The following is a 12,433-nucleotide window of genomic DNA, read 5'->3' on the forward strand; positions in this document are numbered from 1 at the left end:
AGTTAACCGAAACAAAGTTTGTTTGTGATCGGAACTGGCTTGATATTCGCCTTAAACCATTTATGGAATGTGTATTCAAATTTCTGGGGCAAAAATCCTTGAGCAATCCATACTCTTTGAACAGCCAGATTGATAATCTGTGTTGAGGTAAAAATCCGCTTAAAACCTGTCTTGATTGCGTACTCTACTGCATATTGGATCATGCGACGATAGACGCCGCGCCCCTCCACGCGCTTCGCAACCCCGCTCAATACCAGTTCAAGACGTTTATCGTTGTGTATCTTCATCGTAAGGAATCCACAGATTCCGTTCATATCCTCAGCAACGATAACTTTATTGGTTTCCCCGGCATTTTTTATCGTCGTCTCACACCACGAAACGTATGCTTCATCACAGTCGCGCCTGTTAAACATCGGATCGGAATGATAGTGTCCGATATACTCTGAAAACGCCTCCCGAGCAACATCAGCAACTGCTGCCTGGTCTCTTGCCGTTACTTCTCGCAACCGAAATAGCTCTCCATCCGTGTGAGCGGTAGGAACTGAATTTTTTACACGGAGGCAGCGTAATTCATAATAAATAAGCGTGTCACATAAAATGCTGCCCAAAGTTTCAAGTCGTTGAGCTACATTAATTTGGCTCGCGTCAAGCCTGACAATGAGTAGATCTGCCTTGTTATTATTGCTGAATAAAATGCATTCTTCTAAGTCTTCAATTGATTCGAGCCCCTCAGCCTTTACAGTGATAACGCCAAAACGGTTCTGATCAAGCTCTGACAGGTATCTGTTCATTTGTTTTCAATTCTTTGAATTTGTTATTGATTGCTTCTTTGTCAACGCCAGCCCAACGTAATAGTTTCTGGCGCAGTAACGACCGGAAGCGAGCGAGGCGGTCGCAAAAATGCGTGGAAGTTGTTACTCCTGGCTCAGAAGTCCGTTACTGCCGCCTTTCTGATCAAGTGGAGTAGTTCCGTATCTTACCGATGTTGGGTGTATTGCCTATTGGACTTAGGTACACCTGTACTGAAGTATATCTTGGGGAAAGGAAAGAAGACGGAGAAGCAATCGAAGGAAATGTGATTAATCCTCACACCCTCAGTTGTGATGTACAAAATAGCTGGGAATCAGGGAGGCTTTGATTTTCGAACGAAACGAGGAGCTAATCCTGCCGTTGATGAAGCGCGCGTGCGAATTGCTGGAGGTTAAGGAGCTTTTTGTGGGTAGTGATGAACTCGCCCGAAGTGTATGACTGATATAAACTAGGCGAAATATTCAAATTCATGTCATAGAACGGCCGAGGTGGGAGATTGAATCGATTGAACTATGAAAGCCTTCAATGACCAGCCAGGATAAAAGGCACGCCAGCTCTGCCCATCCCCTTACGGATGAGCATGCTGACGCCAGTAAGGCGCTGCGCGAGCGTCTGAAAGAAATCACCTGTCTCTACGAAATCCGCCGTGGTATGGGGCCGGAATTATCGGTGGATAATGTTTGCCGGCAGATTTTCGAGCATTTGATACCCGCCATGCAATTTCCGGAAATTGCTACCGCCATGATCGAGCTCGATGGCAGGCGCTTCGCTTCCGAGAACCGCGGCGAGGGCCTTACGCACGAGCTGCAAGCGACGATTAACGTCAACACCAGTCCCTGTGGCCAGTTGCGTGTCTTCTATCCGGAAGATAAACCATTTCTGGTGCCGGAAGAACAGCGGCTCATCGATGCGATCGCGACTGATCTGGGGAGGTGGTTTGAGCGCAAACAGATCGATGAGGCGTTGGGCGAGCGTCTGAAAGAAATCACTTGTCTCTACGAGATTCGCCATGGCATGGGAGTGGAATTATCGCTGGATAATGTCTGCCAGCAGATTTTCGAGCACCTGATACCCGCGATGCAATTTCCGGAAATTGCTACCGCCATGATCGAGCTCGATGGCAGGCGCTTCACTTCCGAGAATCACGGTCAGGGTCTTACGCACGAGCTGAAATCGAAAATTAGCGCCAACAACAATTCCTGCGGCCAGTTGCGTGTCTTCTATCCCGAAGACAAACCATTCCTGGTGCCGGAAGAGCAGCGGCTTATCGACGCGGTTGCGAGTGATCTGGAGAGATGGCTTGAGCGCAAACATCTCGAACAGACACTGGTTTCCATAGCGGAAGAAAACCAGCGTTCGATCGGCCAGGATTTGCACGACAATCTCGGGCAACAGATTGCGGCGATTGGTTATCAGGCCAAGGCGCTGCAGAAAAAAATGTCCTCATCGGGGAGTATGGAGGCGGCAACGCTCGCTGCTTCCATCGCGGCTCAAGCGCAGGTCGCTGTGATGCAATGCAAGCAGCTTGCGCAGGGGCTGCTTCCATTTGAACTGGAGACCAATGGCCTGATGGCCGCGCTGCGGGCATTTGCATCGAGAATCGCAATCACTTATAAGATTACCTGTGATTTTATATGCAAAAAGGAAGTCGTTATCAAGGATAAGGATCTTGCGCTTAATATTTACCGGATTGCCCAGGAGGCTACCAATAACGCAATACGCCACGGCGGCGCGCAACATGTGACAATTTCGCTGGGTTCCGAGGAAGAAACGCTGCGTCTGTCGATACGCGATGATGGCAGCGGCTTTGCCGGGCTTAATACAAAACATGGGGCGACGCCAGGAATGGGCATTAAAATCATGCAATATCGCGCCAGGCAGCTTGGCGCGATACTGGAATTCGTGTCGCATCCCGAAGGCGGAGTGGAAGTGCAGCTCGAAATGCGAATGATGTAGGAGTTTCCCGGTATGCCAGCTTTGAAAGCACAGGTAATGCTGGTGGACGACCATGCCATGTTGCGGCACGGCATGGCGATGCTTATCAATCTTGAGCCAGATATGGAGGTATTTGCAGAGGCCGGCGACGGCGACGAAGCGCTGGCCACACTCAAAGCGGGACATCATGCCGATATCGTTTTAATGGATGTGTCTCTCAAGACCCTCTCCGGTTTTGAGGTCATAAAAAGCATACACATCCTGATCCCCGCACTACCCGTACTCGTCGTCTCCATGCATGATGAAGGCGTGTATGCGGAGCGCGCTTTGCGGGCCGGCGCGCGTGGCTACGTGATGAAGCAGGAGCCGGGTGAAGTGTTGATAACCGCTATCCACGAAGTATTAAAGGGAAACATTTATTTGAGCAAGCCAATGCATGCCAAGCTGTTGAATCGGGTCGCAGCCGGAAATTCGGAGGCTGAGCCTTTGATTAGCAGCCTGACCCCCAGTGAGTTTGAGGTACTGCATTTGATTGGATCCGGACATAGCAGTCAGGAAATTGCCAGGTTGCTTAACCGCAGTATTAAAACTATCGAAACGCACCGCTTCAACATTCGTACCAAATTGAACTTAAAAGACGGCGCCGATTTGATACGTTATGCCACCCACTTGAACGAAGCGCAATAGCAGGCATGACCGGGCGTTTTATTCAGGTTGTCAGGATGCTTTCCGGACTTCTGCCATATAAACCTGCATAAGGGTTTCCCTTAGTAAAAAACCAGGGTTTCCCCAATATACTCAATAGCATGGACTGAGTTAGGATGAAGCTGCTTTCATTCTATTTGGGTTCATTGCTATTATGAAAACAAAATCAGGAACATTTGTTGCGATCTTGTCCGCGATTGCTCTATTGACTTCCTGCGCGCAAATGAGTCCTCTCGAAGCGCAGAATGATGATATTCACAAGGCTGTAAAGAATGCGAGAACCTATACCGACCACGATAAGTTGGCGAAGCAATATCGAAATGCCGCAAAAGAAATGCTGATAAAGGTAGAGGATCAAAAGAAACTACTTCAGCATTACGAAGAAAAAAGCTATCTTTATGGCAGACAGGCGCAAGATAAGCAATCGTATACTTCGGCTTTATTGCATAAATACGAGCGGGCCGCGGAGGAAACTTTAAAGCAGGCTGCCTTTCATCAGAAAATGGCATCGGAACTTGCCCGGCACGATTATTCCACCTCCGCGGAAACACCGCCCGAGCGAAACTACGAGAATAACGTCAAGATCGAGTCAGATTCCAAAGACCAAATTTGAAGTTCTGGCAACGCCTAAAGTGGCTTGGATATGGACTTTGATCATGACTGGTTGAATGCCACGACATGCTCCGCTTCAAGCCTGATTCCTATTTTTTCCCCTATCGCATGATTATGATGGCTTGGAACGAGCGACAGGGCAGTACTGCCGCCGGGCAGTTGCAGGGTATACAGGATATCGGCGCCGCGAAATGCTTTTTGCATAACCTTGGCTTGTACGGGACTGGCATCGTCATGCACGATATCGTCCGGGCGGATCAGTACATCCACCACGTTTCCCTCCTGGCATAGCTGGCAGTCCGGCGTGCATCGATGCGGTATGTCCCCAGCCAGCGTGCCCAGTTCGATTTCCACCTGCTGCCGGTCGAGCATTTTTCCGGGAAGAAAAACGCCTTCTCCAATGAAGTTGGCAACGAATCGATTGGCGGGTTTGTGGTAGAGATTGTAGGCTGTATCCCACTGCTGGATTTCACCGCGGTGCATCACGCCGATCTCGTCCGCAATGGCAAACGCTTCATCCTGATCGTGTGTTACCAGAATAGCCGTGGCATTCTGGCTTTTGAGGATGTCGCGGACTTCCAGGCTCAGGCGGCCGCGCAGGCTGACATCCAGATTCGAGAAGGGTTCGTCCAGCAATAGCAATTCCGGACGTGGCGCCAAAGCGCGTGCCAACGCTACCCGCTGCTGCTGCCCTCCCGAGAGCTGGTGGGGGTATTTTTTTGCGGAATCAGCAAGGCCTACGGTTTGAAGCATCTCGGCGATGCGTGCAGAACGTTCGGCTTTTTGCATGCTGTGCAGGCCAAAGCCGATATTGTCCACAACGGACAGATGGGGGAATAGCGCATAGTCCTGAAACACCATTCCGATATGACGCCTTTCAGGCGGAATCATGACGCTACTGCTGCTGATCACTGCGCCATTGAGGAAGATTTTTCCGGCAGAAACGGGCTCAAAACCGGCAATGCACCTCAGCACTGTTGTCTTGCCGCAACCGCTCGGTCCCAGCAGGCACCCGATGACCCCTTTCCCGAGGGTGAGTGACAGGCCGTTCACCACCCTTTGCTGCCCATAGGCATGGCGGATATCGCTTAGCTCAAGCAGCGTTTTCATGGCGCGATTCAACCTTTTTTGCAAACTATTTTTCGCTTTGCCGCATGAAAAATATCAGCGGCAGCAGACCTGCCAGCACCAGTGCCACCGCAGGCAGTGCAGCCTGCTCCCATTCGCCTTCGGAAGTCATCTCGAAAATTCTTACCGCCAGAGTATCCCATCCAAAAGGCCGGGTCATCAGCGTGATCGGCATTTCTTTCATGACATCCACGAACACCAGGGTTGCTGCGGTAAATATTCCACTTCTCAGCATCGGCAAATGGATGCGGCGCAACATCGACCATCCACTCAAGCCAAGACCCATGGCAGCCTCATCGATGCTGCTGGTGATACGCTGCATGGCGCTGTCTATAGGGCTGTAGCTCACCGCGAGAAAGCGGGTCATATAGGCGATCAGCATGGTAGCGAGCGTACCCTGAATGAGCAGCCCGGTTTCCATGTGAAATAGCTGCATGGCCATTTCGCTCAACTGGTTGTCGAGCCAGGCTATCGGGATGAAAATTCCCACTGCCAGAACAGTCCCGGGCAAGGCATAGCCAAGGGTGGAAATGCGCACTGCTGCGCGTGTGGCGCGGCTGGGATGACGGCGCGCCGCATAGACCATAAGCAGGGCGACCGAGCACGTGAGCAGGACGGCAAAACCCGACAACAGGAGCGAATGCCAGAGGAATTCCAGATATCTCTGGTCAAAATCACGCGCAAAAACGCGTGTTGTCCATACAGCGAGCTGCGCGACCGGCAGCAGGAACGCGAGAAATAGCGTGGTCGAGGCAAAGCCTGTGACTCCCCACTTCTGCCAGCCAGAAAGCGTGATGAGGTGAGCCCTCGCACTCTGCCGGATTTCCGCGTAGCGCATCTGGGAGCGGAACTGTTGTTCAAGGATGATCATGGCAAAGACAATCACAATAAGCAGTGACGCGAGTTGAGAGGCCGCGGGGAGAGAAAACATGGCAAACCAGGCTTTATAAATGGCGGTCGTGAAGGTATCGTAATTGAAGACCGCTACCGTGCCGAAGTCCGCCAGGGTTTCCATCAAAGCCAGCATGGCGCCGCTGGCGATCCACGGACGCGCCATGGGAAGCGCCACTTTGAAAAAACCCTGTGTACGGCTGAGTCCCAGGGATTGTGCCGCTTCCAGCGAGCGTTTGCCCTGGGTGAGGAAGGCATTGCGCGCCAGCAGATAGACATAGGGATAAAATGCCAGAATCATGACGATGATGACACCTGTCCTGCTGCGCACATTTGGAAACCAGAAGAGGTCGGGACCGAACCACTCGCGCAGTGCGGTCTGGACAGGACCGATATAGTCGAAGAGGCCCAGTGCCACGAATGCGGTCACGTACGCGGGCATGGCAAATGGCAGCAACAGCGCCCACGAAAAGAATTGACGTCCGGGAAATTCGCATACGGCGGTAAACCACGCCAGGCTCACGCCCAACAGCGTCACGCCGGCAAGTACGCCCAGTGCAAGCCAGAATGTATTGGCCAACAGGTCAGGCAGCGTGGTTTCGGCCAAGTGCCGCCAGACTTCGCCAGTAGGGGTAAAAAGCGAAGAAACGACTGTGCCGACAGGTATCAGCACGAGTGCTGCGACCAGAAGGGGTATCAGGCGCCAGCCATGGAAAGCGTGACGGCTCGAGGTGGGAAAACTGAAAAACCCCTTTCTTGTGCTTTGACTATCCGTCGTCTCCGTCCCCGTCCCTATCCCATTCGGCGCTTCTACCTCCACCCGACCATCACCCGGTTATATCTTACTTGTAGCCGGCGCGATCCATCAGTTTTACCGCTTCCGCCTGCAGTTCTCCGGCTTTGTTCACATTTATCGTATTCTGTTTGAAACTGCCCCACGCGGCTACGGCAGGATCAGTTTTGACTTTGGAGTTCACCGGATACTCCATGTTTACGTCGGCAAACAGATTCTGCGCTTTTTCCGAGGATAGAAATTCGAGCAGCTTGATCGCTGCTTGGGGGTGATGCGCATATTTTGTCACGCCTGCACCCGAAATATTTACATGGACTCCGCTGTTGTCCTGGTTTGGCCAGAAAATCGCAAGCGGTAATTTCGGGTTCTTTTTCATCAGGCGCCCGTAATAATAAGTATTGACAATAGTGACGTCACATTTCCCTGCAGCGACGTATTCCATAGCCTTGGTATCATCCGAAAGAGGATCGGTTGCAAGATTGGCAACCCAGCCTTTTACGATCTGTTCGGTTTTGGGTTCTCCATGCTCGGCAATCATCATTGCCACCAGGGACTGGTTGTATACTTTCTTGGAAGTGCGTATGCACAGGCGGTTCTTCCACTTGGGATCTGCCAGCGCTTCATAGGTTGAAAGGTCGGAGGGTTTTACCTTGTTGGTGTTGTAAACGATGGTACGGGCCCGTATCGATAAGCCGAACCATCGGTTCAATGGATCCTGGAGGTAAGCGGGAACATTCGTTTCGAGTATTTCTGACTCCACTGGACGCAGCAGTCCCTCCCGCGCCGCCTCCCACAGGTTGCCGGCATCGGTGGTGATCAGCATGTCAGCCGGAGTGTTTTTGCCTTCTGCCTTGAGGCGCGCGAGCAAGGGGCCTTCCTTATCGGTGACGAATTTGACAGCGATGCCGCTATCCTTGGTGAAAGCATCGAACATGGGCTTGATGAGCTGCTCCATGCGCGCCGAATAGACGACGACTTCCTCCGCCCTGGATGCATCTGCGGTAAATAGCGTGACACAGCATATCATTGCGGTAAGATAACGATTGAAGCGCGCACTGGACATTTGATTTGCTCCGGATGTAAAGGCAGAAAGGCTAATATTATAAATGATAATAATTATCAGCAAAGCGGCACGTTAATATATCATGGATGAGCCAGAACAAGTTCTTCCGTATCAGCGCTTGCAGCAGCTTCTTGCGATACCGGAGAGGCAGCGTACCGAAGCTCAATGGGATGAGATCAACGAACTCGAAATCGAGCTTACGCCGGTAAACCGGGTCACCACGACGGATCGGAATGTCCGCCGTAAAGTTGCCGTACCTCCAGAACAACCCAGGTCCCGGGATGGTACGCCAGGGCGAAGGCCCTTGAAGAAACTTCGCAAGCGGCCCCCCAGAGCAGGCGGATCATGAGCGGTATCTCCCGTTGGGGACGGGATTCGCCGCCGATGGGATGGAAGCGTCCTGACTCTTTAATAGTCCTCTGATTCTGAACAGGAGAAATATGCAACTTACTACAACACCGGGCATCGATGGGAAGCGTATTACGCGATATTGCGGAGTGGTGGCGGGCGAAGCAGTTCTGGGTGCCAATATATTCAAGGATCTCTTTGCGGGAATCCGCGATCTGGTGGGTGGACGTTCCGGAACCTACGAGAAAGAGTTGCAGCGCGCACGGGATATCGCGCTCGAAGAGCTGCAGCAGCGTGCGCACGATCTTGGAGCGAATGCAGTAGTGGGCATCGATATCGATTATGAGGTATTGGGAAAAGAAAACGGCATGCTCATGGTTTCCGCAAGCGGCACGGCTGTAATCGTCGAATAACCGGAGTGCGGGAGCTTATTGCCGGCCGGACCAGTAATCAATCCGGCAGGAATCCTCTACCATGGCACCGGCTTGCCGTCGTATGCGATGAACGTGCCGGAATCCTTCAGGGTGAGGCGATCGATCACTTGTAGCATGCCGGATACGCTTTGAGCAGGCGAGATCAAGGCATTGGACCCACCCATGTCTGTTTTCACCCATCCCGGATGCAGTACCACTGCAATTACTCCCGACTGTTTCAGATCAATCGAAAGCGATTTGACCACCATGTTCACCGCCGTCTTGCTGGACCGGTACATATAGCTTCCCCCACCATCATTGTCCTCGATACTGCCCATTTTACTGCTGATGGTCACAATCCTTTTTTGACTGCTCCGGGCGACTTGTGATGCAAATGTCTGCGCCATCTTGAGTGTAGCCATGGTATTGACCAGAAACGTGCGCATCCAGGCGTCGTAATCCTCGCTTTTGAATATCCCCGAACGATGCGCCTCTGCATAGATGCCGGCATTGTTGAGAAGCAGGTCGACGGATTCGCCGGAAAGCGCCTGTCCCAGTTCGTCGATTTGCCGGTGATCGGCAACGTCAAGTGCATGTACCTTCACCTGCTCGGGATACTGGTTTGCCAACTTTTGGAGTTCACCTGCTTTCTCAGGATGACGCGTGCAGGCAAAAACACGCCAGCCTTCCACTGCGTATTGACGTGCGAATTCAAGTCCAATCCCGCGGTTTGCGCCTGTAATCAGTGCAGTTTTCATAATCTTCTCCTCATGGGGATATACGGATTAGATACTCGGGAGAGACGGGCTCGTGGCGTGACAGGGTACTATAAAGAAGTATCAGAGGATGAATTTCACTGCATGATAAGTCAGTATTGCGGTTCCAGGCAGGGAAACCTCGGACACCTGCTCCAGTAACAAAATCAGGATTGGCCGGCGAGCCGTGTGCCTGCCTCATTATGTATAGAAAGCCCAAGGAATGGCAACCATAAAAGGAAGAAACATATGGCCGACAAGATCGCATTGGTAACCGGTGCTTCCAGCGGTATCGGCAGGGCAACGGCAGAACTTCTTTCCCAGAACGGCTACTATGTGTTTGCCCTTGCTCGGCGCATGTACAGGCTGGAGCAAATACGCTCCGAACATATCGAGCCAATCTGTGTGGATGTGACCGATGATGCAGCCGTCCGGCAAGCGGTGACTCATATCATATCAACCCGCGGGCGAATTGATGTACTGGTGAATAACGCTGGGATCTCCCAGCCGGGCGCGGTCGAATGTGTTCCGCTCGAAATCGCGCATCGGCAGATCGAGGTCAATCTTTTTGGTTATGCCCGATTCATGCAGGCGGTGCTTCCACACATGCGGGAGCGGAGATCGGGATGTATCGTCAACATCGTCTCCGTGCTGAGCAGGATTTCAGTCCCCGGGTTCGGTTGGTATTCGGCCTCGAAGTACGCCATCGAAGCGTTGACTGACGCGGTGCGAGGGGAGGTGATGGAGTTTGGCATCAAGGTCGTCATGATTGCACCGGGAGTGATAAAGACCGAGTTTGTGCCAAACGAGTTGAGGGCAATGGAGAAAATCCTGCACCCTGTGGCCTATGAAAAACTTCTTGCCGGTGTACACAATCTGGTAGGGGGTGAACCCGAAGCCCCAGGTCCGGAAATCGTTGCGAAGGCAGTACTGGATGCCGTGAAGGCGCCCAACCCTCCCGTCCGCCACGCACTACCTCTCGATTCCAAAATGTCGGTTATGGCAAGATGGCTGCTAGGGGGACGCATCTTCGCCTGGGCGGTTCGGCTCCGGATGAAATTTTCCCGGGAATAAGCTACCCATCAAGATGACCTCTGATCGCGTTCATGCAAGAACCTGGCTTGCGCGTCAGTCTTTTCTTTCGACCCTGGGAGTATCCATCGATGCGGCGAAGAGGTCCCACGCGGACATGAACAAGGCTGCGATAACCGGTCCGATCACGAAGCCATTGAGGCCGAACAGGACCAGTCCCCCAAGTGTCGAAATGAGCACCACGTAATCCGGCATCTTCGTATCTCGTCCTACCAGGACGGGGCGTAAGAGGTTATCCACTAGCCCGATTACAAGCACGCCAAATGCGATGAGAACGACACCCTGCCAGGTAGCACCGGTAAACAGGAAGTAGACGGCTACCGGGATCCAGATCAGGCCGGCGCCAACCGCCGGTATCAGGGAAAGGAAGGCCATTATAAAGCCCCAGAGCAGCGCACCCTGAATGCCGAGAAAGGAAAATATCAGGCCGCCCAGGGTGCCCTGAATGACGGCAACGACGATGTTGCCCTTGACGGTTGCGCGAATGACGGTAGTGAATTTGCTGGACAAGTGCCGTTTGTGTTCCATGGTAAGAGGCATCGCCTGTTTGATCTTTGCCGCAAGACTGTCGCCATCGCGCAGCAGAAAAAAGAGCAGATACAGCATGATGCCGAAACTTACAATAAATTCAAAAGCGTTCTGGCCGATGTTGAGAGCATGCATGGCGATGAACTGGCTGCCCCGCAAGGCACTGCTCGACAGCATGTCCTGCAACTCCGCGATATTGGTGAGCCCTGAACGGTCGAGCAGGTTGACCAGCCAAGGCGGCGCAGCGCTCATGATTTGCTGGAAATACATGCCGAAATTCAACTCACCGGTGCGGATTTTCTGGTAGATGAGGACTCCTTCCTGCAGGAGCGAAATTGTCATCACGATGACCGGAAGAATCACGATGAGCAGAACGAGCGACAAGGTAGTGAACGCGGCAAGGTTACGCCGCTCTCCCATGGCGACAAGCAATTTACGATGAAAAGGCGTAAATATGATGGCAAGAACTGCCGCCCAGAATACGGTGCCATAAAAAGGCAACAGTATCCAGATGAATGCGATGGAGACGGCAATCAATATCAGTAAAAAGGCCTTTTGCCGCAACTCGGGTGAGTTCATGTGCAGAGAGTTTAATAACCGGTTACGATGACGTTATGGAGCCATCCTACCTTAACTCAAGCTTAGGTTGATAGAGGGTGCGAAAAAGAAAATTAAAAATAAACTCAGGCGGCGAACAGATAGAGTCGATCGCAAGGTTGGAGGTACGAAGCCTGAGAATACGGGGCGCGCAAGAGGAAATATTCTTCTGCCGGGCCTGCCCCAGGCTTGACTCGGACTTGTCAGGAGGAGGGACAGCAGGCTTTGAGTGTAGGATACTCACTGTATCCTACGTCACAAGCAATCTTCTCAGGCATTTTTGAAGAGCGCATCCAGTCCTGCCTGGGCAATCTGCGCATCCTGGTGGGAGCGCACACCGCTTACTCCTACTGCGCCGATGAATTGCCCTTCCACTACGATTGGCAAACCTCCCTCGATGGGTAGAGTGCCCGGCAGACCAAGATAACGGATGCTTCCGGCAGCCACATGTTCTTCCCAGACTTTGGTCGGACGGCGGAATGCAATGGCTGCACGCGCCTTTTGTATTGCAACTTCGACACTGCCAAATTGCGTTTCATCAAGGCGCAGCAAGTGGACAAGATGGGCACCGTCATCGACGATCGCAATCGCCACTGGCCAGTTGTTGCGGATGGCTTCTGCTTCCGCGGCGGTGGCAATAACCTTGGCATCGTCGAGCGTGAGCACGTTTTTTTTATTCATAAAGCAAGCCCTCCGGGTATATGTGAGATGCGAGGTCCCAAAACAAAACACGCCGGAAGGTCCGGCGTGTTTTGGGGAACGT

13 protein-coding genes are annotated in these 12,433 nt (G+C 52.4%); 6 read left to right on the forward strand and 7 right to left on the reverse strand.

Features of this window, described 5'->3' with window-relative positions; genetic code table 11:
• Positions 1–2: 2 nt before the first annotated feature.
• Positions 3–791 carry a GNAT family N-acetyltransferase gene (locus tag ACZ5BW_RS03860; RefSeq protein WP_464542715.1) on the reverse strand — a complete coding sequence of 263 codons (789 nt, stop codon included), beginning with the start codon at positions 789–791 and terminating at the stop codon, positions 3–5.
• A 544-nt stretch (positions 792–1,335) separates the two neighbouring features.
• Here ACZ5BW_RS03860 and ACZ5BW_RS03865 point away from each other — a divergent pair.
• The 3 genes from ACZ5BW_RS03865 to ACZ5BW_RS03875 all read left to right on the forward strand — a co-directional run bounded on the left by ACZ5BW_RS03865 (position 1,336) and on the right by ACZ5BW_RS03875 (position 4,063).
• A complete protein-coding gene (locus ACZ5BW_RS03865) occupies positions 1,336–2,766 on the forward strand; it encodes an ATP-binding protein (RefSeq protein WP_464542718.1) in 1,431 nt (476 codons plus the stop codon).
• A 12-nt stretch (positions 2,767–2,778) separates the two neighbouring features.
• The gene (locus tag ACZ5BW_RS03870; RefSeq protein ID WP_464542721.1) at positions 2,779–3,432 is read left to right on the forward strand and encodes a response regulator transcription factor; all 654 of its coding nucleotides are present in this window, start codon (positions 2,779–2,781) and stop codon (positions 3,430–3,432) included.
• A gap of 241 nt (positions 3,433–3,673) precedes the next feature.
• The gene (locus ACZ5BW_RS03875; protein ID WP_464542723.1) at positions 3,674–4,063 is read left to right on the forward strand and encodes a hypothetical protein; all 390 of its coding nucleotides are present in this window, start codon (positions 3,674–3,676) and stop codon (positions 4,061–4,063) included.
• Between the two features lie 41 nt (positions 4,064–4,104).
• Here ACZ5BW_RS03875 and ACZ5BW_RS03880 read toward each other — a convergent pair whose 3' ends face one another.
• The 3 genes from ACZ5BW_RS03880 to ACZ5BW_RS03890 are packed head-to-tail and all read right to left on the reverse strand — an operon-like array spanning position 4,105 to position 7,937.
• Positions 4,105–5,172, reverse strand: a complete 1,068-nt coding sequence (locus tag ACZ5BW_RS03880; protein ID WP_464542725.1) for an ABC transporter ATP-binding protein — start codon at positions 5,170–5,172, stop codon at positions 4,105–4,107.
• A gap of 25 nt (positions 5,173–5,197) precedes the next feature.
• Positions 5,198–6,901 (reverse strand): ABC transporter permease, encoded by a 1,704-nt coding sequence (locus ACZ5BW_RS03885; protein ID WP_464542727.1) that lies wholly within the window; start codon positions 6,899–6,901, stop codon positions 5,198–5,200.
• A gap of 22 nt (positions 6,902–6,923) precedes the next feature.
• Positions 6,924–7,937, reverse strand: a complete 1,014-nt coding sequence (locus tag ACZ5BW_RS03890) for a Fe(3+) ABC transporter substrate-binding protein (RefSeq protein ID WP_464542729.1) — start codon at positions 7,935–7,937, stop codon at positions 6,924–6,926.
• A gap of 82 nt (positions 7,938–8,019) precedes the next feature.
• On the opposite strand from ACZ5BW_RS03890, the gene ACZ5BW_RS03895 reads away from it, so the two are divergent.
• The gene (locus ACZ5BW_RS03895; protein ID WP_464542731.1) at positions 8,020–8,286 is read left to right on the forward strand and encodes a hypothetical protein; all 267 of its coding nucleotides are present in this window, start codon (positions 8,020–8,022) and stop codon (positions 8,284–8,286) included.
• A gap of 91 nt (positions 8,287–8,377) precedes the next feature.
• On the forward strand, positions 8,378–8,698 hold the full coding sequence (locus ACZ5BW_RS03900; RefSeq protein ID WP_011380091.1) for a heavy metal-binding domain-containing protein: 321 nt from the start codon (positions 8,378–8,380) through the stop codon (positions 8,696–8,698).
• Positions 8,699–8,754: 56 nt separating this feature from the next.
• Here the strand turns inward: ACZ5BW_RS03900 and ACZ5BW_RS03905 are convergent, their stop codons facing one another.
• Positions 8,755–9,456 (reverse strand): SDR family oxidoreductase, encoded by a 702-nt coding sequence (locus ACZ5BW_RS03905; RefSeq protein ID WP_464542734.1) that lies wholly within the window; start codon positions 9,454–9,456, stop codon positions 8,755–8,757.
• 246 nt (positions 9,457–9,702) lie between these two features.
• On the opposite strand from ACZ5BW_RS03905, the gene ACZ5BW_RS03910 reads away from it, so the two are divergent.
• On the forward strand, positions 9,703–10,527 hold the full coding sequence (locus tag ACZ5BW_RS03910) for an SDR family NAD(P)-dependent oxidoreductase (protein WP_464542736.1): 825 nt from the start codon (positions 9,703–9,705) through the stop codon (positions 10,525–10,527).
• 54 nt (positions 10,528–10,581) lie between these two features.
• On the opposite strand, the gene ACZ5BW_RS03915 is transcribed toward ACZ5BW_RS03910, so the two are convergent.
• Together ACZ5BW_RS03915 and ACZ5BW_RS03920 are read right to left on the reverse strand one after the other, a co-directional pair.
• A complete protein-coding gene (locus ACZ5BW_RS03915) occupies positions 10,582–11,652 on the reverse strand; it encodes an AI-2E family transporter (protein ID WP_464542739.1) in 1,071 nt (356 codons plus the stop codon).
• 288 nt (positions 11,653–11,940) lie between these two features.
• On the reverse strand, positions 11,941–12,351 hold the full coding sequence (locus ACZ5BW_RS03920) for a GlcG/HbpS family heme-binding protein (protein ID WP_464542741.1): 411 nt from the start codon (positions 12,349–12,351) through the stop codon (positions 11,941–11,943).
• Positions 12,352–12,433: the final 82 nt, after the last annotated feature.

It is taken from the genome of Nitrosospira sp. TNL300 (assembly GCF_055385915.1).

Coding starts and splice junctions, on each gene's coding strand:
- ACZ5BW_RS03870 (WP_464542721.1), top strand. CDS start 2,779: ATGCCAGCTTTGAAAGCACAGGTAATGCTGGTGGACGACCATGCCATG.
- ACZ5BW_RS03900 (WP_011380091.1), top strand. CDS start 8,378: ATGCAACTTACTACAACACCGGGCATCGATGGGAAGCGTATTACGCGA.
- ACZ5BW_RS03865 (WP_464542718.1), top strand. CDS start 1,336: ATGACCAGCCAGGATAAAAGGCACGCCAGCTCTGCCCATCCCCTTACG.
- ACZ5BW_RS03905 (WP_464542734.1), bottom strand. CDS start 9,456: ATGAAAACTGCACTGATTACAGGCGCAAACCGCGGGATTGGACTTGAA.
- ACZ5BW_RS03915 (WP_464542739.1), bottom strand. CDS start 11,652: ATGAACTCACCCGAGTTGCGGCAAAAGGCCTTTTTACTGATATTGATT.
- ACZ5BW_RS03920 (WP_464542741.1), bottom strand. CDS start 12,351: ATGAATAAAAAAAACGTGCTCACGCTCGACGATGCCAAGGTTATTGCC.
- ACZ5BW_RS03880 (WP_464542725.1), bottom strand. CDS start 5,172: ATGAAAACGCTGCTTGAGCTAAGCGATATCCGCCATGCCTATGGGCAG.
- ACZ5BW_RS03890 (WP_464542729.1), bottom strand. CDS start 7,937: ATGTCCAGTGCGCGCTTCAATCGTTATCTTACCGCAATGATATGCTGT.
- ACZ5BW_RS03910 (WP_464542736.1), top strand. CDS start 9,703: ATGGCCGACAAGATCGCATTGGTAACCGGTGCTTCCAGCGGTATCGGC.
- ACZ5BW_RS03895 (WP_464542731.1), top strand. CDS start 8,020: ATGGATGAGCCAGAACAAGTTCTTCCGTATCAGCGCTTGCAGCAGCTT.
- ACZ5BW_RS03860 (WP_464542715.1), bottom strand. CDS start 791: ATGAACAGATACCTGTCAGAGCTTGATCAGAACCGTTTTGGCGTTATC.
- ACZ5BW_RS03875 (WP_464542723.1), top strand. CDS start 3,674: ATGAGTCCTCTCGAAGCGCAGAATGATGATATTCACAAGGCTGTAAAG.